This window comes from Enterococcus sp. 3C7_DIV0644 (genome assembly GCF_002141235.1).
GTDB lineage: Bacteria > Bacillota > Bacilli > Lactobacillales > Enterococcaceae > Enterococcus_D > Enterococcus_D entomosocium.
The window spans coordinates 2217721-2239021 of sequence record NZ_NGLK01000001.1 but is presented as its reverse complement, the minus strand read 5'-3'; the positions used below and the strand labels follow the sequence as shown (position 1 = coordinate 2239021).

Here is a 21301-nt window from a genome sequence, read left to right as displayed (position 1 = left end):
CTATTCTTTTACTGCACCGGCCATCATACCGCCGATAAAGTGTTTTTGAAGCAATGGATATATAATTAAAATTGGCACTGTCGTGATGACGATCGTAGCCAACTGAACCCCACGGGTCGTTGCTTGGACGATAAAGTCGGTACTACCGCTTTCAGTCATCGTACTCAAGTTGGATTGGACGATGATTTCATAAATCTTCATTTGCAGCGGATAAAGATACTCTTTTGTGATATACAGTTTTGTTGTCATAAAATCGTTCCATTGGCCAACCCCGTTGAACAAGATGATGGTTGCCAATGCCGGTTTCGTTAATGGTAAGAAGATTTTATAAAAGATTTGGAATTCACTTGCACCGTCGATCTTCGCCGATTCTTCGAGTGAAGGCGGAATCTCACGGAAAAAGTTCATTAAAATCACGACATCATAATAGCTGAACAAAGCTGGAATAATGTAGACCCAGAAAGAATCCAGTAATCCTAGCGAGCGAATCAGCAAGTACGTTGGAATCATCCCACCACTGAAGTACATGGTGATGACCCCCATCGTTGTATAAATGTTGCGGCCAACCAAGCGTGATTTACTCAATCCGTAAGCCACGATCGCACAAAACAAGGTATGGGTTGCAGCCCCAAGAACCGTTTTTAACACTGAGATCAAGAAGGCACGGGGGATACTTGCGTCGGAAAAAACTTTCCGATAGTTTTCCCAGGTAAAGCCTTTGGGCCATAACACGAGGCCGTTGCCCGCTAATCCAGAACTAGAAGACACGGAGGAAACCAAGATATTCCAAATCGGTACAATGATCATTAACGAGAATAAAATCAAGATCACGGTATTGAAGAAGTAAAACCACGTGTTTTCTTTTGCTTTTCTTTTGATCATGTTTTTTCCTCCTATAAGATAACTGAATTGCCGTTGTTCAACTTGCGGGTCACTCGATCCGTGATCACCAATAAGATGACGGAAATGACCGCGATCCCCAAGCCGACAGCAGTTGCATAAGAGAAATCACCTTGCGTCAACCCCATTTTATAAACAAAGGAGTTGATAACTTCTGAACGGTTTTGGTTCTGTGAATTCATCAAAACTAATGTTTGATCTAGGTTTGACCCTAAGATACCGCTCACATTCAGAATCAAGTTTAAGGAGATGATCGGTGTCAGTAATGGCAATGTGATCGAACGAATCTGTCTTAGCTTGCTGGCACCATCGATTCGTGCGGCTTCATAAAACGTTGGATCGATCCGCGACATACCTGCCAAGTAAAGAATCGTTCCCCAGCCGACTTCTTTCCATAGATCAGAAAGGACCGCGATCCACCAATATTTGCTTGGATCCAATAGATGATTGACCCCTTTGTCCATCAATCCTACGGACATCAACACTTGGTTGATAAAGCCGTTCGTTGACAGCCAAGAGATCATCATCCCACCTAGCACGATCCATGAGAAAAAATGGGGAATGTATGAAACCGTTTGAATAAATTTCTTCAAGCGGCCATCTTGCATTTCAAAAATCATAATGGCTAACACAATCGGGATCGCAAAACCTAATCCTAATTTCAATAAGCTGATGGCTAACGTATTTCTAACTGCTTCCCAGAAAAAACTGTCATTCATAATGATACGGAAATTCTCTAACCCAACCCATGGTGCTGATGAAATCGTGTCAATCACCGTATAGTTTTTGAAAGCGATTATAATTCCGTAGATCGGAATATAATTAAATACGATCATAAATGCCACGCCGGGAAAAACCATCCAGTGAAGCTGCCGTTGACTATAAAACTTTTGCAGTTTACTCATACACAAAATCTCCTTCTTTCTATCCTCGCAACACTACGTATATCTCCACACTTCGGTGAAACGTTTCTACAAAAAGATTATATCCGCTGCCATTCGAAAATGCAAGCCTTTCCAATTATTTTTTTCAGCATTTCTTTTTTCACAAATTCCGTTGGGTTTCTCACAAATTAAAAAGCTTTTACATCAGCTTTTTCAAAAGAAATCCTTTTTCCAAACATTTCCTTTTAATCAAATTTCACAAATATTGCATTTATTCAACATCGATTGATTCTCAGAAATCATTAAAAAATAAAAAGAAACGTTTCACCAAAAGCACAAAAAAGCAGCAATCATCGTTGATTGCTGCTTCGTTCTATTCACTTCTTTGGGGATAGCCAAAATGGTCATACGCTAACGGTGTTGCGATCCGCCCACGCGAGGTGCGTTTCAAAAATCCTTTTTGGATCAAAAACGGTTCGTACATATCTTCCACTGTTTCGGTTTCTTCCCCGATATTGACAGCGATCGTACTTAATCCCACCGGGCCGCCTTGATACAATTCGATCATCGTGCGGATCAATTTCTGATCGATATAATCCAAGCCAGCATGATCGACTGCCAAAAGCGCCAATGCCTGGTCAGCAACGGTGCGATCGATCAATCCATCTGCTTGCACTTGCGCATAATCGCGAACTCGTTTAAGCAAACGGTTGGCGATCCGTGGAGTGCCTCGAGATCGGCGGGCGATTTCGATCGCCCCTTCTTCCACGATATCCGTTTCAAAAATCGACGCAGTCCGCTGCACGATCTCTTTTAAATCATGGTCTTCATAATATTGCATATGAGAAATGATTCCGAAGCGATCCCGTAGTGGCGCCGAGAGCATCCCCGCCCGCGTCGTTGCGCCGACTAAGGTAAATGGCGGAAGCGGAAAATGAACCGGATGAGCCGTTGTTCCTTGCCCCACCATGATATCCACATAAAAATCTTCCATTGCCGAATAAAGCATTTCTTCGGCGACACGAGGCAAGCGATGGATCTCATCGATAAACAGAACATCCCCCGGCTGCAGCTCATTCAAGATTGCAATCAAGTCCCCCGGTTTTTCGACCGCAGGACCGCTGGTCGTCTTGATTTGCACCTGCATCTCGTTGGCGATCACCATTGCCATCGTCGTTTTCCCTAAGCCTGGCGGACCATATAAGAGGACATGATCCAACGCTTCTTCTCGATTTTTCGCCGCTTGGATATAAATCGAAAGCTCCTGCTTGACTTTGTCTTGTCCGATATATTGGGCAAGGGTTTGCGGACGCAAGGATTTTTCGATGATCTCTTCTTGTTCAGTACTTTCTGGCGAAACAATTCGTTCATCCATCGTCTACTTGCTCCTTACTTTTTCATCATCAATCGGAGAGCTTCCCGCAAGTACTCATCCGTCGATTTTGTCGTATTCGCCGCTAATTGTTTTTCGGCTTTCTTGACTTCTTTTTCGCTATAACCCAATGCTTTCAAGGCTTCCATCGCTTCATCTAAAGCAGTCGTTGCCACGCTTAGAGGAACGATCGCTTCTTCTCCAACCAGTTCAGCCACTTTGCCTTTCAAGTCTAGGATCATTTGCTGCGCCGTCTTTTTACCGACACCTGGGAACTTAGTCAAATAGTTGACGTCCCCATTTTCGACTGCCGTGATCAACCCTGTATGGTCTTCATTGGCCATGATTGCTAACGCACTCTTTGGTCCAATACCTGAGACACTGATCAATTTTAAAAACAACTGCTTGCCTTCGATCGTGGCAAAGCCGTAGAGACTATGAGCATCTTCACGAATCACTTGGTGCAGATAGATTTTTACTTCTTGGTTCAACTTGCCGCTAAATGAATACGGATTGCCAAAAGCGATCTGATAGCCGATGCCATGGGTCTCAACGACGATATACGCCGGAAAGATATCCGTTACTTTCCCTATGATATATTCGTACATGTGCTTTCCTTTCTGTACATATGTTCCCTTTATTGTAGCACAGACGAGAAGGCAAAAAAAGGACTGTGAACGAAGGAAAAGGCTTAGCAGGAAACAAACGGAGGAAAAACCGTTGTTCCAGTCGCATTTTTTCAAACGAGACATGCTGCTGCATCTTTTTTTCGCACACAGTTCCTAATACTTACTCAACGAGTGATTTGAATTCGCCATAGCCTTTTTCATCCATTTCTGCTAAAGGGATGAACTTCAATGCTGCCGAATTGATACAATAGCGCAAACCGCCTTTGTCCTGAGGACCGTCTGAAAAAACATGTCCTAAATGAGAGTCAGCTTCTTTGCTGCGGACTTCTACCCGATGCATACCATGAGAAAAATCGGCTTTTTCTTGAATATCTTGGCGACTGATCGGTTTTGAAAAGGAAGGCCAGCCACAACCGGCGTCATATTTATCAGTAGAAGCAAACAATGGTTCTCCGTTGACGATATCAACATAGATCCCTTTTTCATAAAAATCATCATACTCGCCAGTAAAGGGGCGTTCAGTTGCATTTTCTTGGGTCACCGCATATTCGATCGGTGACAATTTTTCTTTTAATTCTTTTTTATCTGTCATTTTTTCACCTGCTTTTCCTCTAGACTCATCCTGTATGCTCTATCATGCCTTTTTTCTTAGCGAATGTAAAATGACTTGCTCAAATTATTTAAGGGTTTTGCAGCTTTTCCCAACGAGTCGTTGGTTCCGCAAAATGGTAAAACTGCGGTTGGTCTTTTGTATAGATTTCTTCGGTTAAGACAGCTTCTGGCAAGTTGCCAAATAACCCGGCCGCAAAAAAATAGGTGTGTGCTTCTTTGAGGTAAAAGAACAGGCTCGAGCCGCATTGACTGCAAAATCCTCGCTGTGCCCACTCAGAAGAATCGTAACGTCGCAGCCACTTCGCTCCTTGAAGAGCTATCTGGTCCTCAGCGCATGGCGCAAGAGCAAACATCGGTCCGCCGTGAAATTTCTGGCAGAGACTACAATGACAAACCGTAATTTCTTTCGCAACTCCCGTCAAGTTGATCGTGACTTTGCCGCAAAGACAACTACCAGAAACATCCATCCTTATTCCTCCTCCGTAAACTCTTGCAACAACTGATAGACCGTAGCGACAGGAAACCCTACGATCGTATAAAAATCGCCGTTTATCGATGAGACAAATATTTTGGCCGCCCCTTGGATCCCATAGGCGCCCGCTTTGTCTTGGTACTCATCTAAGACAAGATACTTATCGATCTCTTGATCCGTCAAAGGACGAAACACAACTTCCGTCGAAACCACTGCTTCGCGTTGCTGTTTGCCTTTTTGCAAAACGACGGCGGTATGCACCCAATGGGTACGTCCGCTCATTTTTCGCAACATCGCCCGAGCATCTTTACGGTCGACTGGCTTTCCTAAGATTTCTTCACCCACCACGACCGTCGTATCGCTCGCGATCACCAGATCTTCAGGATAGGTTTGCGCAATAGCCGCCGCTTTTTCTGCTGCCATCCGTTGGACATAAGGGATCGCAGCTTCGTTTGGTCGGACCGACTCGTCGATATCTGCTGGTATGACCGCAAATTCCGAGACTAACTCTGCTAATAATTCTTTGCGCCGCGGCGACTGTGAAGCCAAAATAATCATTCCATGCCACTCCTTGCTCGATGAGGATCTTGAATCCGTTTGAACATCCGCTCCATGTCGCTGTTGGTGAAATGGATCAGCACCGGACGACCATGGGGACAGTTGAAGGGATTCTCGCATTTCGCTAAATCTTGCAACAAGATCCTAGCTTGTGCTTCATTCAAATAGTGATTGGCTTTGATGGATCGTTTGCAGCTCATCATGATCGCGGTTGCTTCACGAAACTTTTTGACACTGACACTTCCTGTCGTCAATAACATATCGATCATCTCGCGGATGATGGCTTCTTCTTCACCGCTAGGGTACCACGTCGGGTGCGCCCGGACGATGAAACTATTGGTCCCAAAAGATTCCAGATGGATCCCGACTTCTGCCAGCTTGTCGCTTTGTTCTTGTAATTGCAGTGCATCGCTGTTGGGATAATCCAAAACGATCGGCACTAACAACTCTTGCAGGTCATTGGTCACTTCGCCGATTTTTTCGCGGTAATACTCATATTTGATTCGTTCCTGTGCCGCATGCTGGTCGACGATATAGAGCCCCGCCTCGCTTTGGGCAAACAAATAGGTCCCATGCATCTGCCCAAAATAATCCAGTTGGGGAAAACGCTCCTTCGCTGGTTCTTCTTCCAGCAACCGTTCGACCGTTTTCAGGTAGTTGCGGTCATCCCCATGCATTTCAGGGTGCAGAGTCGCTTGACTTTGCAGATCTTGCGCCGTAAGCTCTGGTGTCTCATCTGGGAGAAAGGCTGGCGCTTCTGGCAGCGGCGCTTTTGTTTCCATCTGGTCTTCCACAAATGGTTTTCGGACAGGCTTATTTGGCAGCGTCTCTTCCAAACTGCGAAAGGTTTCCTCAGTTTCTTCCAACAGGTTTTCGCTAGATTCCTGTCGCATTTCTGGAAGTTTTCCACCTTCCTCCACAGGTTTTTCCACAGAGTTATCCACAGTCTGTTGATAAGTACTGCCCTGAACCTCAAATTTCCCGGTTTCGCGATTATAAGACAACCCAGAAGTCGAATTTCCTGCTGACTCCAGTTCCAAGCCAAGCTGCTGGGCTTTTGGCTGATCGGCAACTTTTTTCTTAAACCGCAGATTATCAGCGGCGTTAGGAATCAAATTGATTTCCCGCAGCGCCTCATTGATGGCTTTACTGATTAGCTTGGTCAGTTCTTCTTCTTTTGACAAGCGAACTTCTTGCTTAGTCGGATGAACGTTGACATCGACTAATAAGGGGTCCATTTTGATTTCAAGGACAGCTAATGGAAAACGACCGACCATCAATTTTGATCCGTAACCAGCAACGATCGCTTTATTCAAAGCGAAGTTGCGAATATAACGACCATTGATGATCGTGGATAAATAGTTGCGGCTGGCTCGGGTAACTTCTGGCAGTGACACAAAGCCAGTGACTTTAAAGTCGAGATCCTCAGTATCGATTGCAATCATTTTTTTGGCCGTTTCCACTCCGTAGATCCCGGCGATGGTTTGTTTTAACTGCCCACTTCCAGTGGTGCTCAACATCTTATTGCCTTCATGAACGAGGCGAAAAGCCACTTCTGGATGGCTCAGGGCGATCCGATTGACGATATCGCCGATGTTCGCAAGTTCCGTTTGCAGCGTCTTGACATATTTCAAACGTGCCGGTGTATTGTAAAAGAGGTTTTCGACAGTGATCTTGGTTCCTTGTCGCAAGTTGGCAGGCAGATGCTCTTCAACAGCGCCGCCTTTTAAGCGCACAAAGGAGCCTTGTTGGGCACCTTTGACTGCCGTTTCAATCGAGAGGATCGAAACCGAAGCGATACTAGGCAAAGCTTCCCCGCGAAACCCGAGGGTACGTATTCGAAACAAGTCATCTCGATTGTGGATTTTACTGGTGGCGTGGCGTTTAAAGGCAGTCAAGACATCCTCTTCTGCAATTCCTTCGCCATTATCGATGACTTGGATTTTACGCAAGCCTGCTTCTTCAATAAAAATATCGATTTGGGTACTGCCGGCATCCACGGCATTTTCAACTAATTCTTTGACGACAGAAGCCGGTCGCTCAACAACTTCTCCTGCCGCGATTTGGTTCGCCAGACGTTCGGATAGCTCTTGGATCTTTCCCATCTGCTGACCTTCTTTCTAAATTCGTTTTTGCAGCTCGTACAATGTATTCAGAGCATCCATCGGGGTCATTTCCAACAGATTCAATTTCTTCAATTGATCGATGACGCCGATTTCTTCCGTAGATACTTCACTAAACAACGACAACTGCTGACTTTCTTCGACGACTGGTTTTGGCTGTACCGTCGGTTCATGTTCTTCCAGCGCTTTCAGGATCGTCGCTGCGCGCTGTAAGAGTGCACTTGGCAGTCCAGCGATTTTGGCTACATGGATCCCATAGCTTTTATCTGCGGGTCCTTCCATCATCTTATGCAAAAAGACAACTTCGCCTTCTTTTTCAACGGCACCGACATGGACATTGCGTAAGTGTGCCAATTCCTCATCTAAAACCGTCAGCTCATGATAATGGGTAGAGAAAAGTGTTTTGGCATGAACTTCTTTGTGGATATATTCAATGATGGCTTGTGCCAATGCCATCCCATCATAGGTCGCAGTCCCGCGCCCTAACTCATCAAACAAAATCAAGCTGTTAGGCGTTGCATGACGCAGCGCTTGGTTGGCTTCCATCATCTCTACCATAAACGTACTTTGACCGGCGATCAGGTCATCGCTGGCACCGATGCGAGTAAAGATCCGATCAAAAATCGGCATCTCTGCAGATTGTGCCGGTACGAAACAGCCGATCTGCGCCATAATGACTAGCAAGGCAAACTGCCGCATGTACGTACTTTTCCCAGACATATTTGGTCCTGTGATCAACAGGATCTCTGTTTCTTCATCCATCACGATACTATTTGGAATGTACTCTTGGTGACCAAGGACTTTTTCCACTACAGGATGACGGCCATCGATGATCGATACTGCTCGTTTTTTCGCTACTGTCGGCCGCACGTATTGGTAGCGTTCCGAAACCGTGGCGAAACTTTGTAAGACATCGACCGCACTGACGGCTTTGGCTAACTTTTGTAGACGTGTGATACTCTTTTTCACTTCTTCACGAACGTCAAGAAAGAGGCGATATTCCAAATCCACCGATTTTTCTTCGGCTTCTAAAATCAAAGTCTCCAGTTTTTTCAACTCGGGTGAAATAAAGCGTTCCGCATTGGCTAAGGTTTGCTTGCGCTCGTAGCGAGAGGTATCTAAATTCACTAGATTGGCTTTCGTGATCTCAATGTAATAGCCAAAGACGCGGTTGAACCCAACTTTCAGGTTTTTGACTCCCGTCGCTTGGCGTTCGTTGGCTTCTAATTCCGCCAGCCATTGCTTGCCGTTACGCATCGCTGTACGATATTCATCTAATTGTTGATGGAACCCGTCTTTGATGATGTTGCCTTCCGTGATCTGTAACGGGGCATCTTCATCGATCGCAGCTTCGATCAGTGCAACCAAATCATCTAGGGGCGTTAATTCCAGCAGCAAGTCATTCCACTCGCCACGGTTGATGCCTTGCAGCAATTGCGCGATCAAAGGCACTTGCTCCAAAGAAGATTTCAACTGCAGCAAATCGCGGCCATTGACATTTCCGAAGGCGACCCGTCCGACTAAGCGTTCCATGTCATAGACTTTCGTCAGCGCTTCTTGCAGATCTGCTCGCTCAAAGAAACTGTCCAGTAACGATTGGACCATTTCTTGGCGGGCAGTGATTTTCTTTGGCTGGATCAAGGGACGGTCCAACCATTGCTTTAACAAACGGCCACCCATTGCGGTTTTTGTCTCGTCCAGCAACCACAAAAGAGTCCCTTGTTTTTTGCCAGTTCGAATCGACTGCGTCAATTCTAAGTTGAATTTGGAATAATGATCCATTTTCAAGGCATGATCGGGCTGATATTCCACGGCTTGTTGAATATGCGCTAAACTGCGTTTTTGGGTGATCGCCAAATAACTTAGCAACTTCCCTGTGACTACTTTTTCTAACCCTTGGGAGAGAGGTTCCGTTAAAAATTGAAATTCGGCATTTTCTTCCAACGTTTCTTGCTTAGAAAACACGACATTCAAGCGATTGGTCAGCATCGTTTGCAATGATTCAGGAATCTCGCTGCACAAAACGACTTCTTTCGTTTGCAGAGCGGCGGCCTCATTGACGACGGCTTCTTCATCTTCCAATTGCGCTGCTTTTAATTCACCGGTACTTAGATCGACATAGGCAAAGCCAAAACGCTCCCCTTGCTGCAAAACAGCTGTCAAAAAGTTGTTTTCTTTGGCGGATAGGCCTTTACTGTCCATCACCGTTCCCGGCGTGATCAGTTGAACGACTTCGCGTTTGACCATTCCTTTGGTGGTTTTTGGGTCTTCCACTTGCTCACAAATCGCTACTTTGTAGCCTTGTTCGATCAAGGTGTCGATGTAATTGCTGGCGGCGTGGTAAGGCACCCCACACATAGGGATCGGTTCCTCCGCATTTTTGTTGCGGCTGGTTAACGTCAGTTCTAAAATTTGTGCTGCCTTGACAGCATCCTCATTAAATAATTCATAGAAATCCCCTAAACGATAGAATAAAAAAGCATCTTGGTACTGAGCCTTGATGCTTAAATACTGTTCCATCATCGGGGTATTTTTAGTTTTTTGAGGCATTGGTTTCATCCTCCTCGATGGCTTTATTCATTTTCTTTTGGATCTCCGTCGTGACATATTGCAGCAATTCATCTGCTTGCAGTAACGCTTGGCGATAAGCAACCACTAAAGGATGCTGCTCGTATTCGTTTGTCAATGACGCATAACGCTGCTCGGCAGCTTTTTTTGCTTCGGGTTTCTCATAATGCTCAAATTGAACGATCTCTTTTTGCGCTTGCTTCAGCGCTTCTTCCAGCTCCAATAGCCCTTGGTTTTGCAAGGCTCGTGCTTGAATTTCTTGAAATTCTTGAACGATCGGATGATCAGACAAGAGCCTTTGCAAAGCAGCCAGCTCTTGGGCAACGTGTGGTTCCTTGGCTAATTGCTCTTCCATGCTTCTCCTATTCTGTAAACGGGCGATCTTCACTGATTTGGATCGGACGGATCGATTTTGCTTTACCAGTGGCTTCATCAATCTCAAGCAAGCAAGCCGACAAAATACTGCGGCCTTTTTCAATCACTTCAAACCGTTGCGGCAACGCCGTCAAAAATTTTTCAATGACTGGTTCGCGTTTCATCCCCAAGATCCCATCATAAGGACCAGTCATGCCGACATCTGACAAATAAGCTGTTCCTTGGGGCAAAATCCGCGCATCATTGGTCTGGACGTGGGTATGCGTGCCGACGACTGCCGAAACACGGCCATCCAAATACCAGCCCATCGCTTGTTTTTCGCTGGTGGTCTCCCCATGAAAATCCACAAAGATAAATGGTGTGCGTTTGCGGGCAATCGCAACCAGTTCATCCATTTTGCGAAACGGATCATCAAGGTCTACCATGAATGAGCGAGCTTGCATGTTGATTACCGCTAATTCAATGGTGTTGACTTTCACAAATACCATGCCGACGCCCGGTGTTCCCTCTGGAAAATTGGCTGGACGAATCATTTTCTTCGCATCGCCAATAAATTCAAAAATGTCACGGTTGTCCCATGTATGATTGCCTAGTGTCACGACATCGACACCATCTTGCAAAAATTTCTTATAGATTTTACCAGTGATCCCACGACCCGCCGCCGCATTCTCGCCGTTTGCGATCGTCACCTGTGGCCGATACGCCTTTTTTAATTTTGGAAGGTACTCCGTGATCGTTTCTCTTCCTAATGAACCAACTACATCTCCAATGAATAATACCCGCACACATTTTTCCTCTTCTCTTTTAGCTTCTTTTCTATTATAAGGGTTTTGGTCCAGAAAAAAAAGGTTCTTTCACTTGCTGTTCTTCCTTGCAGCAAAACAAAAAAACACGCTAGACTTTTTCGCTTTAGTCTAGCGTGTTGCCGCGTTCTCTAGGAAACGGTAGTGTCTTCTTTCCCGACATGTTCCACGATCGCCACGATCAAATCACGGGCTTTTTCCATCGCTTCCACGGTAATAAATTCATACTGGCCATGGAAGTTTTCACCGCCGACAAATAAGTTCGGTGTTGGAATGCCTTTATAGGTGATTTTCGAGCCATCGGTCCCGCCACGAAACGGCGCTTCGATCGGTGTCACACCAATCGCTTGCATCCCTGCTCGGGCAGCTTCGATACTGCGGGGATCTTTCTTGATCAAATCCCCCATATTGTAATATTGGTCATACAGCGTATAGGTGATGCGTTCTTGCCCATAGGCTGTGTTCAATTCGTCAATGATCCCCACGATGTTAGCTTTTCGCTGTTCAAAAAGCATATGATCGTGATCACGAATGATATAAGAAACTTCTGCTCGACCAATATGTCCCGTCAAATTGTGCAGTAGGTAAAAACCTTCATACCCGCGGGTGCGTTCAGGAACTTCCTCTGCTGGTAAGGCATCGTCGATTTGATGCGCGATTTTCAAGGCGTTGACCAAACGACCGTAAGCAGTTCCAGGATGCACACTCGTACCATCAATCGTTATATCAATACGAGCAGCATTAAAGGTTTCATATTCCATATGCCCCACACGACCACTGTCCATCGTGTAAGCAAATGCCACTGGAAAATCCGCCGCATCAAAGCGATCAGCGCCAGTCCCGATCTCTTCGTCAGGCCCAAAAGCGACCCAGACATCGCCACGCTTATGCGCATCCATCGTTTGTAAGATCCGCAGCGCATCAATGATCTCTGCGATACCAGCTTTATCATCTGCACCCAGCAGGGTCGTTCCATCCGTTGTGATCAACGTTTCGCCGACATAGTCTTTGAGATTAGGAAATTCAGCAGTTGTCATATAAATGGCTTTTTCTTTATTTAAACAAACATCCTTGCCATCGTAATTTTCATGGATCTGCGGCTGAATATTTTCAGCTTCGAAATCTGCCGTGTCTACATGGGCAATAAAGCCAATCGCCGTTTTTTCAGGATTACCAGATAGACGACCGATCACAAAACTATTCTTTTCATAGTAAGCAACATCCGCTACCCCCATCTCGATCAACTGATCTTTCAATAAAAGAGCCAACTCAACTTGTCCCGGCGTCGTTGGGATGGTCTGACTCATCGCATCTGAGCGAGTATTCATTTTTGCATAGGTCAAAAAATCCTTTAAGATTGCTTTCAATTCTGCACGTCCTTTTTCTTCAATTCTTCTACTATCTTTATAACGACAAGGGACGATTGTCCGTTTCGTGGATCACTTGTCGAAAATCAGCAAAGCCGGCTGCTAACCCCCGCAACAAGATTTCTGCCGTTCCCATATTGGTAGCTAAAGGAATCTCGTACACATCCGACAAGCGAATCAATGCCGTTACATCTGGTTCATGGGGTTGTGCGGCTAAAGGATCGCGCAAAAAGATCACCATATCCAAGTCATCTTGCGAAATCATGGCGCCAATTTGCTGATCTCCTCCCAGCGGCCCTGATTTGTAGCGGTGGACAGGCAACTGGGTTGCTTCTTCGATCCTCTTCCCCGTAGTTCCTGTTGCGAAAAGTTCATGCTGCGCTAAAATTTCTCGATAGGCAGTCACTAATTTTACCATTACATCTTTTTTTCGATCATGAGCAATCAATGCGATTTTCATTTGCTGCATTCCCCCTTTTTTCTATTGTACCAATTTATTTTCTTTGCGACCGAGAAAAAACAAAAAAACATAGCACAGATGCCGTAAACCGACTGTGCTATGTCTAAAGGATTCCTTTTTAAATCAGTTGTAATTCTTTCAAGGCTAACCAGATGCCATCTTCATCATTGCTAGCGGCCACCATATCTGCGACTTGTTGGATCTCAGGGACCGCATTGCCCATTGCCACACCGACACCTGCGGCAGTCAGCATTTCACGATCATTTTGGCCATCACCAAAACAGATCACATCTTCTTGCGCTATCCCTAATTGTTCCGCGACGCACAGGATCGTTGCTGCTTTGGAGCCTTCTTTTGGAACGACATCCACACTGTTTTCATGCCAACGCACAAAACGCAGTTTGCTGTATTTCTCGTCAAAGAAATGCTCATACTCTTTTCCGTAAAAAGCCAATGCTTGATAGACTTCTTTTTCTTCGGGAAAATCCATGTCCAACTCAGGAAGTTGGGCACCAAAAGAATGCATCGCTGCTTCCATTTTAGCAATATCCAAAGAAGACGCTCGTTTCGCTGTATCCATCCCGACAAATGCCGTGTCGATCCCAAGCTCTTGGGCTTCTGCCACGAAAGCAGCCAATTGCGTTTCATCGAGTAAGTTTTTATACACCTGCTGATGCGAAAGAAAAGCAGCTGCGCCATTACATAAAATGTAATTATCAAAGGACAACGAACGAATAATATCTTGAGCGTGGAAACGACTGCGTCCAGTGGCAACGGTCACGAAATGGCCAGCATCTCGTAAAAGATCAAGGGCTTTTAGCGTACTGTCTAGTGGCTGTTTGTTCGAGTCAAGCAAGGTTCCATCAATATCAAAGGCAAAGAATTTCCGATTCATAAAAGGTTAAGGCTCGCTTTCTATTAAGAAGTAACTAAGATTTTGGTCTTGGTTGCGGTCATTTTTACAAAAAACAGCAAGAAAAACCGTACATACTTATTCTTAACATAAATAGGCGCTGATTTCAACGCTCCGTTAAGGGATGATGGCTTCTTCCTGGAGAAATGTTAGAGAAAAGAAAAAAAAAGAAGCATCGCTGCTTCTTTTGGTAGGTTCTAATTAGTCGACATAGGTCGATTTTGAGTTGTTCAACCATGCATAGCCCAGCCCCATGACCAAGCCACCGCCGATATAGTTACCGATAAAGGCAAAAACTAAATTATGGATCACACTGCCGACAGTCATACCTGCCAAGTGTCCGCCTGAAGCCCAGAAAGCTAAGGTAAACGCTGGGAAGTTAGCAATAACGTGTTCGAATCCTAAGAAAGCAAAGATGAAGATGATGAAAATGATTGCTGCAACTTTTCCGGCATCGTCTTTCATCCGCATGCTTACTAGCACAGCTGTGTTTACAACGATATTGGCGAACATCGCTTCTACTAAAATTTGGATGGTCGATTTTTCTAATTTCGCAGTGATCGAGGTCAGCATAAAGTTGTCTGCGGTCAGCCCTTGAAAAGGACCTGTCAGTGCAACGATTGAGCCGAAGATCACCCCGCCGATCAAGTTGAACAAGACACACGTAAGCAAAATTTTCAATGCCAAAGGAATACTTAGACGTTTACGGTAAACCCCAACAGTCATATACAACATATTTGATGTTCCTAATTCTGCGTTCATATAAAGAATCATGACTAAAGACCAGCTAAACATAAATGCATATAGAATTTTCCCTAACCCGTGAACCATCGATTCACCTTTCATAGCGATCGCAAAAGCAATAGCTGTTCCGAGGGTCAAGAATAAACAAGCCATCATCGCACGTACAGCGTAACGCAAATAACTACTCTTGATCAGATCGATTTTCTTTTCTATGGAAGAATCGATCTTCTCAAATAATGGGGATACTGGATTCATTTTTTCTACTCCTTTTATGAATAATTTCACTTCGTTATCATTTGCACAATACTTTCATATTCTAATGACGAAAAGCTGTTTTGTAAAGAGATATTTGAAAATATAAGTAATTAATGAAAAATTTCAAGATTTGTTTTCATCAAATCCAAAGCCAGCTCCATCTTGACTTTTGCCCCTAGTTTGTCGTATACTATTCCTTGTGTAAAATAATGCAGCAGGAAAATAACAGCTCGTCACCAGTTCGTTGCCCCTCGGGTGCAATTGCGTAACCGCGGCTGCAAAGGTGAAGATTGAAGAACGAACTGCACGAATGTGAGTTTTTCAACGGATTATTTTACTCCAAACTATTTTATTGGAGGAACTAAATTATGTCTCGTTATACAGGACCATCATGGAAAATTTCTCGTCGTTTAGGAATTTCTTTATCAGAAACTGGAAAAGAATTGGCACGTCGCCCTTACGCTCCAGGACAACACGGACCAAACAGCCGTGGCAAAAAATCAGAATACGGCATGCAATTAACTGAAAAACAAAAATTGCGTCATATGTATGGCATGAACGAACGTCAATTCCGTACATTGTTTATCAAAGCAAGCAAAATCAAAGAAGGTAAACACGGTGTTAACTTCATGATCTTGCTAGAACAACGTTTAGATAACGTTGTTTACCGTCTAGGTTTAGCAACTACTCGTCGTCAAGCACGTCAATTAGTAAACCACGGTCACGTTTTAGTTGATGGCAAACGCGTTGATATCCCTTCATACCACGTTGAAGTTGGACAAGTCATCAGCGTTCGTGAAAAATCACAAAACATCTCAACAATCAAAGAAGCAGTTGAAGCAACAGCTGGCCGCGCGTCATTTGTAAGCTTTGATAGCGAAAAATTAGAAGGTTCATTAACTCGTTTACCTGAGCGTGATGAATTGTCTGCAGAAGTTGACGAAGCACTAGTCGTTGAATTCTACAACCAAAAACTTTAAGATTTCAACCGACACGATTCCTTTTTGGAATCGTGTTTTTTTGTGGAATCAACGGATTTACTGATCCTCTTAAGAAGACCCTTGAAAAAATACCAAAAAAACCGACAATGATACATCGCTGTATTCATTTGCCGGTTTTGTTCCTATTATTAGATAAAGTTCGCAACAGATTCGCCTTCTTCTTGCTTTTGGCGATAATTAAACATGAGCAGCTCTGTTTGGCGTCGTTTGAAAATGATCTTTCGTAAGTTTCGTGGCACGAATTTACGAATGTCTTCTTCATTGTACCCCACTTGGAGCTTGTTCTCATCTAAGATAATTGGCCGTTTCAATAAGTTCGGGTATTGTTCGATCAATGAAAGTAGCTCTTCTAGCTTCAACTCTTCTAAATCGATGTCTAACTTTTGGTACACTTTCGAACGAGTAGATATAATGTCTTCCGTTCCATTTTTTGTTAAAGAAAGAATCTCCATTAGTTCATCACTATTTAATGGATCGCTAAAAATGTTTCTCTCTTTAAATGGCAGTTCATTTTCGGTCAACCATGCACGGGCTTTACGACATGACGTACAGCTGGGTGTTGTATATAGTGATATCATTTGTTTATTCTTCCTTTCTCTTTGATGTACTTCGATTTTTTGCGTGGTGCTCAACCTTCGATTTGATCGATCGTTTCCTGTTTGACGATATCGGCGATTCGAATATTGATCTCTTTAACTTTTAAAGAAGTCAAGCGGCTAATTTCTTCTAAGACCACTTCTTGGACTTGCGCAAAGAGTTTGGGGATATCTTTGCCGTAAGCCACGATTACTTCCAAATCAACTGCAACCTCTTCTTTGCCAACTTCCACATCGATGCCAGAAGCGACTTGCGGCTGTTCTTCAAGGTTTTCGGTCATATCTGAAAGAAATCTGCCATTTACACTAATCAAGCCATCAATTGACTGCAAAGCGACACCAACAATTGTTTCAATGACTTTCTCTTCAAAGGACAGTGGACTTGCTTGCGCTGCTTCATTAGACACATTCGTTGTTTGCTGATCGTCAGTCATTTTTCACACTCCTTGGTTAAATAAGAAAGGATACTAGAGACATCGCAAAGTCGCATACACGACCTTGTCTAAAGTGGACATTCCTCTTGGGAATTTTTTTCCCTACCTTTCTAGCATAAATTCTTTTTGTTTTTTTTACAAAGAAAAACACTTGTTTTCGGAATAAATTTATCGTGCAAGATAAAATGAATGCGCTAAAAAAATCTCAAAGCATAATTTTCCTGAAATGATTCGTTTTTCTTGACAAAAAAAAGAAAGCAGCTACACTGCTCTCTTTTATTCTTTGTTATTTTGATAAGGCATCTAATGGATCAATCAGTTGATGCCGGGCTAAACTAGGTGAAAGACTAACTTCAAAATGCAAGTGAGGACCTGTACTGTTCCCCGTACTTCCCATGGAAGCAATCACTTCGCCTTGTTCGACCGTTTGACCGACTTCCACTAAATTGCGATGATTGTGCGCATACAATGTCGTCAGCCCATCTTTGTGCTCGATAGCAACATAATTCCCCCATGAAGAATGATACTCTGAGCGGATCACCGTTCCTGAAAGACTAGCCATGATCGGCGTTCCTTGCGGGGCGGCGAAGTCCACTCCACGATGAAACCCATTGCCTCGCGGACCAAAGACAGAAGAGACAACTGGATTGCTGACAGGATAGATCATCTGTTCGCTGCCTGTCGGTAATTCTGGTTTCTCTTTGTCATAACTCGTCAGAGCATATGCTTCGATCAGCGCATTTAGCTTCTCATTGTATTGTGTATCTGATGCATAACGCCCGGTCAGATATTCCGTGGCATCTTCATAAGACTCCGTTTCTGATTTCCAAACACCTTTATAAAAATTCGGATTGTGGTCCAATCCTTCTTTCAACAATTTCGCATAATCTTTCAAAGAAGATTCGATACTGTCATATTGGCGAAACGTGGCATGAACTGTGTATAAATTACCGGAACCATCGTCTTCTTGCGTTTGGAAGGAAATTCCATTCCCTTCATAAAGTCCCTTAATACCAAATAGGTTATAAAAAGGCTCCTGGCTCAGACGACTTCTTCCGCTACCAGACTCTAAAATCGCTTGTGCAATCATGACCGATGCGTAAAGATCTTCTTCTTGTCCAACTTTACGAGCATCTTCTCCAATCTCCATAATAAAGTCCCACGTTTCTTTGACTGGCGTGACTTCAAATTTTGCTGGCTCATCTTCTTGCGGCGGCGTTACCGTCAACTCTGGTACGTTCGGTACTTCTTTGATGTCAGGCGAAGGCTGGCTTGGTGTTGATTCTTGCTCTGGATTTGGTGTTGTCTCTGGTTCTGGGTTTGGTGCTGGCTCTTCTGGTTCTGGCGCCGGCTCAGGTGTTGGTTCTGGCTCTGGATTCGGCTCTGGATCAGGATTTGGTGCCGGTTCTTCTGGTGTTGGTTCTGGCGTCGGGGTTGGTTCCGGTTCTGGCAATGGTTCTGGTGTTGGCTGTTCAGGAACAGGTGTTGACTCTCCTGGAACTACTTCGCCGTTTTCTCCTGGTACCGTTGCGGCATCTTCAGGGACCAAGCCCATTGTTGGCCCGTTCACTCCCGGAACCGTTGACTCAGCTGTATTTTGACCAGCAGTAGACTCGCTCGTTAAAACAGCCGCAGCCGCTGATACTGGCAGCAATGTTGAAAATTGACTGGTAATAATGGCAATTGCCATCCATTTCTTTATTTTCATTCGTGAACTTTCCTCCTTTATTCCTCCCTCTATCATACAAAAAATGCAAGAAACTTTGTAATCAATTTTTGCATTCCTATATGAAAAAGGAGAAATACTTGATATTTTGCTACTCTTTCCTATCTTTAATTACGCACAAAAAGTTCCTCTTGCTTGCAAAAAAACAAAAAACAACGGTGCTTTTCTTCACCGTTGTTTTTATGCGAATGAGGGCTAAGAAATTCAGACGCTTCTTTTCGTTGATCGCTCAATGACGATGGGGTTTTGAGTAAGCGTCAGTTTCTTTTGATAAACTTGTAGTTGAATAGCTCTACCCTTTATTAGCGAAATTTTGATTGACTGATGGGTGACTGACACGTCAATCAAACATTGGTTATACGTAATTTTGAATGTATATTTTTTCCAGTCAACTGGAATTGTGGGGGCTAGTTTTATTCCTTCCCTATCAGTTCTCACGCCACCAAATCCATAGACAATATTCATCCAAGCTGCAGCAATCGAAGTCATATGCAATCCTTCACGAGTATTACGATTGAAATTATCCAGATCCATTCTAGTGGCAAATTCAAAAAAATGATATGCTTCATTTTCCATTCCCAATTCTGCCGCCAAAATAGAATGGATCGAAGGTGACAGCGAGGATTCGTGAATCGTCCTTGGTTCATAGTAATCATAGTTGATTTGCTTTTCCGCTTTCGGAAAAGATTGGTTATACAAGAAAAGAAACATTAAGACATCTGGTTGTTTGATCATATTGTTACGATAGATGCGATCATAGGACCAATGATCATAAAGCGGGAACTCTTCGATGGGAATCGAGCGGATATCCACATGAGGTAATTTGAAAAAACCATCATGTTGTTCAAACAAACCATACTCCGTTTTTAAAATAAGCATTTCTTTGCTACAAATTTGCCAGTAGCCAATCTCCTTTTCACTCAAACCATGCGCTGATAGAAGTGTACTATATCTAGTTTCATTACTCGTTTTCAATTTTTTCAATACCTCTACAGTATAATCGAATGTTCTTTTCGCCATATAATTTGTATACGTATTGTGGTTTACCATCATCTGAAATTCATCTGGTCCCATCACCCCAAAAAAGCCAAATTCACCTTCTGGAGACCAATCACCTCTAGAAGCCAAAAAGCGTGAAATTTCAATCAACATTTCGATCCCATGTCCATACAAAAATTCAGTATCTTTTGCTACCTGCATGTAGTGCCAGATGCCATATGCAACAGCGGTGCTTGGCTGAAACTGAAGGCTTGCATGCTGCCAAAGATCGCTGGCTTCGTTCCCATTCAATGTAGCGATAGGGTAACAAGCTCCTTGGCAATCAAGCTGGCGTGCTCGTTTTTTGGCTTCCGGCAAAGTATGATAGCGAAATTCTAATAAATTTTTTGCTGCATCAAGATTTGTCAATAAGTAAAAAGGCAGGCAGGAAGTTTCCGTATCCCAAAAAGCATGTCCACCGTATGCTTCACCAGTGAGCCCTTTCGCACCAATATTATGACTAGGATCTTGACCATGGTATGTTTGATGCAACTGAAAGATGCAGTAGCGAATCCCTTGTTGATTACTTGGATCACCATCGATTTGGATGTCTTCCTTAGCCCAAACGTTTTGCCAATAGGTGCGACTCTTTCGTTGCATCTCATCAAAGGAAAGACTTTTTTCCAGATCGGTGAGACAATGTTGTTTTAGTTGATTTAAATCAAGTCCGGTTTTATCGGCAATATTTACCGCATTTCGGTTTACTTGAAAGTTCATCCCTTCTTCTAGTTTAACGTTAAACTTACGGCCGATAAATTTATCCCTTTCCACAAGTTGCGTGTCGAGGGATTCAGTGGCGGATAAAGAAAAACCCGCATAAATGGTTTGCTTGGTGCTTCTTGTTTCTGCTGCTAAAAACGCATGCCTATTTGAAGATTCTTTTTCTCGTTCCACCCAAAAATTTTGACCTTCAGATAGATGGCTCGTGGCAAAGTCAATCCCCATCAAAATTGAGATGGATGGACTACCTTCAATGACTTTTAACGAGATCTGCTGATACCCTAATGATACCGTTTCTCTATCTAGTGAACGTACAAAAGTCACCTTTAATTTGATATCCTTCTCAGGTTTCCAATAAAAACTACGAGTCAAGATACCTGTTCTAAGATCAAGTCGTCGTTGAAAAGATTCGATATCTGAATAAGCTAAATCTAGTAACACCTCACCACACCAAATTCTGGTATATAGCCAATCGACCGCATTGACCATAAAATGACTCCTCGAAATGATCCCCTTATACTTTACGCGGTTTTCCTTTGGGCTATTTTCGTAGATTCCATTGAAGTAGCTACCTAGCAATCGTTCTCCCGAATATCCTTCTTCAAAATAACCTCGGATGCCCATATATTCATTTGCCAAAGAAAAGATCGATTCGGACACTTCACTTCGTTCTTTATCAAACCCTTCTTCTGAAACACTCCACGGATCAACCGTATAGTATCTATCTGCAATTTTCCCCATAACACGTTCC

Annotated in this window: 20 protein-coding genes; 1 reads left to right on the top strand and 19 read right to left on the bottom strand. The window is 43.7% G+C overall.

The window, feature by feature from the left end; all coding sequences use genetic code 11:
• The 15 genes from A5877_RS10645 to A5877_RS10575 form a co-directional block, all read right to left on the bottom strand.
• A complete protein-coding gene (locus A5877_RS10645; RefSeq protein ID WP_005227173.1) occupies positions 1–882 on the bottom strand; it encodes a carbohydrate ABC transporter permease in 882 nt (293 codons plus the stop codon).
• An 11-nt stretch (positions 883–893) separates the two neighbouring features.
• A complete protein-coding gene (locus tag A5877_RS10640; protein WP_005232388.1) occupies positions 894–1805 on the bottom strand; it encodes a sugar ABC transporter permease in 912 nt (303 codons plus the stop codon).
• Between the two features lie 352 nt (positions 1806–2157).
• Positions 2158–3159: a Holliday junction branch migration DNA helicase RuvB gene (ruvB, locus tag A5877_RS10635; RefSeq protein WP_005232402.1), complete on the bottom strand. Its 1002-nt coding sequence runs from the start codon at positions 3157–3159 to the stop codon at positions 2158–2160.
• A 14-nt stretch (positions 3160–3173) separates the two neighbouring features.
• A complete protein-coding gene (gene ruvA / locus A5877_RS10630) occupies positions 3174–3764 on the bottom strand; it encodes a Holliday junction branch migration protein RuvA (protein ID WP_005232405.1) in 591 nt (196 codons plus the stop codon).
• Positions 3765–3945: 181 nt separating this feature from the next.
• Positions 3946–4377, bottom strand: coding sequence for a peptide-methionine (R)-S-oxide reductase MsrB (gene msrB / locus A5877_RS10625; RefSeq protein WP_008376288.1), 432 nt, complete (start codon positions 4375–4377; stop codon positions 3946–3948).
• An 88-nt stretch (positions 4378–4465) separates the two neighbouring features.
• A complete protein-coding gene (locus tag A5877_RS10620) occupies positions 4466–4864 on the bottom strand; it encodes a GFA family protein (RefSeq protein WP_086316811.1) in 399 nt (132 codons plus the stop codon).
• Positions 4865–4866: 2 nt separating this feature from the next.
• The gene (locus A5877_RS10615) at positions 4867–5427 is read right to left on the bottom strand and encodes a nucleoside triphosphate pyrophosphatase (RefSeq protein ID WP_086316810.1); all 561 of its coding nucleotides are present in this window, start codon (positions 5425–5427) and stop codon (positions 4867–4869) included.
• Positions 5424–7532 carry a DNA mismatch repair endonuclease MutL gene (gene mutL, locus A5877_RS10610; protein ID WP_016619622.1) on the bottom strand — a complete coding sequence of 703 codons (2109 nt, stop codon included), beginning with the start codon at positions 7530–7532 and terminating at the stop codon, positions 5424–5426. Before mutL ends, A5877_RS10615 begins: the two co-directional genes overlap by 4 nt.
• Positions 7533–7547: 15 nt before the next feature.
• Entirely contained in the window at positions 7548–10100 is a 2553-nt protein-coding gene (gene mutS / locus A5877_RS10605; protein WP_008376296.1) for a DNA mismatch repair protein MutS, read from the bottom strand.
• Positions 10084–10473, bottom strand: coding sequence for a YlbF family regulator (locus A5877_RS10600; protein ID WP_010748643.1), 390 nt, complete (start codon positions 10471–10473; stop codon positions 10084–10086). Before A5877_RS10600 ends, mutS begins: the two co-directional genes overlap by 17 nt.
• Positions 10474–10480: 7 nt before the next feature.
• Positions 10481–11278, bottom strand: a complete 798-nt coding sequence (locus A5877_RS10595; protein ID WP_010748642.1) for a TIGR00282 family metallophosphoesterase — start codon at positions 11276–11278, stop codon at positions 10481–10483.
• A gap of 149 nt (positions 11279–11427) precedes the next feature.
• Positions 11428–12663, bottom strand: coding sequence for a peptidase T (gene pepT, locus A5877_RS10590; protein WP_086316809.1), 1236 nt, complete (start codon positions 12661–12663; stop codon positions 11428–11430).
• Between the two features lie 37 nt (positions 12664–12700).
• Complete coding sequence (locus A5877_RS10585) at positions 12701–13123, bottom strand: methylglyoxal synthase (RefSeq protein WP_008376307.1); 423 nt, start codon at positions 13121–13123, stop codon at positions 12701–12703.
• A gap of 118 nt (positions 13124–13241) precedes the next feature.
• On the bottom strand, positions 13242–14018 hold the full coding sequence (locus A5877_RS10580; RefSeq protein ID WP_086316808.1) for a Cof-type HAD-IIB family hydrolase: 777 nt from the start codon (positions 14016–14018) through the stop codon (positions 13242–13244).
• A gap of 219 nt (positions 14019–14237) precedes the next feature.
• A complete protein-coding gene (locus A5877_RS10575; protein ID WP_005227159.1) occupies positions 14238–15035 on the bottom strand; it encodes a formate/nitrite transporter family protein in 798 nt (265 codons plus the stop codon).
• A gap of 368 nt (positions 15036–15403) precedes the next feature.
• On the opposite strand from A5877_RS10575, the gene rpsD reads away from it, so the two are divergent.
• On the top strand, positions 15404–16015 hold the full coding sequence (gene rpsD, locus A5877_RS10570; RefSeq protein ID WP_005227158.1) for a 30S ribosomal protein S4: 612 nt from the start codon (positions 15404–15406) through the stop codon (positions 16013–16015).
• A 149-nt stretch (positions 16016–16164) separates the two neighbouring features.
• Here the strand turns inward: rpsD and spx are convergent, their stop codons facing one another.
• The 4 genes from spx to A5877_RS10550 form a co-directional block, all read right to left on the bottom strand.
• The gene (spx, locus tag A5877_RS10565; RefSeq protein WP_008376310.1) at positions 16165–16614 is read right to left on the bottom strand and encodes a transcriptional regulator Spx; all 450 of its coding nucleotides are present in this window, start codon (positions 16612–16614) and stop codon (positions 16165–16167) included.
• Between the two features lie 50 nt (positions 16615–16664).
• Positions 16665–17066 carry an Asp23/Gls24 family envelope stress response protein gene (locus tag A5877_RS10560; RefSeq protein ID WP_005227156.1) on the bottom strand — a complete coding sequence of 134 codons (402 nt, stop codon included), beginning with the start codon at positions 17064–17066 and terminating at the stop codon, positions 16665–16667.
• Between the two features lie 286 nt (positions 17067–17352).
• On the bottom strand, positions 17353–18774 hold the full coding sequence (locus A5877_RS10555) for a peptidoglycan DD-metalloendopeptidase family protein (RefSeq protein ID WP_280517192.1): 1422 nt from the start codon (positions 18772–18774) through the stop codon (positions 17353–17355).
• A 222-nt stretch (positions 18775–18996) separates the two neighbouring features.
• On the bottom strand, positions 18997–21291 hold the full coding sequence (locus A5877_RS10550; RefSeq protein WP_086316807.1) for a glycoside hydrolase family 65 protein: 2295 nt from the start codon (positions 21289–21291) through the stop codon (positions 18997–18999).
• Between the last annotated feature and the right edge of the window lie 10 nt (positions 21292–21301).